Annotated in this window: 1 pseudogene; it reads right to left on the reverse strand. The window is 40.3% G+C overall.

Annotation, left to right across the window (positions count from 1 at the left end):
- Positions 1 to 387, reverse strand: a pseudogene (gene dnaE, locus FLQ44_RS14580) (DNA polymerase III subunit alpha); the annotation flags it as partial.

Here is a 387-nt window from a genome sequence, read left to right on the forward strand (position 1 = left end):
TGTTAATGATGCCCAACTCATAAGCCAGTCGCTCATCATAAGGTTTACGAATTTCCGCCCAATCTTCATTTCGTGTTTCAACAGGATAAAGAAAGTCTAAACGTTCTTCTAAACCAATTTCAGACAGATGCTCGAAATAGGAGTGAATGGTGTGACCTTCAGGAATCGGATAATCAGGCAGGTCATGGAAGCCTAAACGCAGAGAGACTGTGCAACGTTTTGCAATTTGCAGTGTATTTTCAATAGCACTTGGAAGATCAGCAAATAGTTCAATCATCTCAGCAGATGTTTTAAAATATTGTTCAGGACTGTAGTTTTTTGGACGTTTATTGTCACCTAACACATATCCATCGGCAATACAGACGCGCGCTTCATGCGCTTCATAAT

Source organism: Vogesella mureinivorans, assembly GCF_007644035.1.
GTDB classification, from domain to species: domain Bacteria; phylum Pseudomonadota; class Gammaproteobacteria; order Burkholderiales; family Chromobacteriaceae; genus Vogesella; species Vogesella mureinivorans.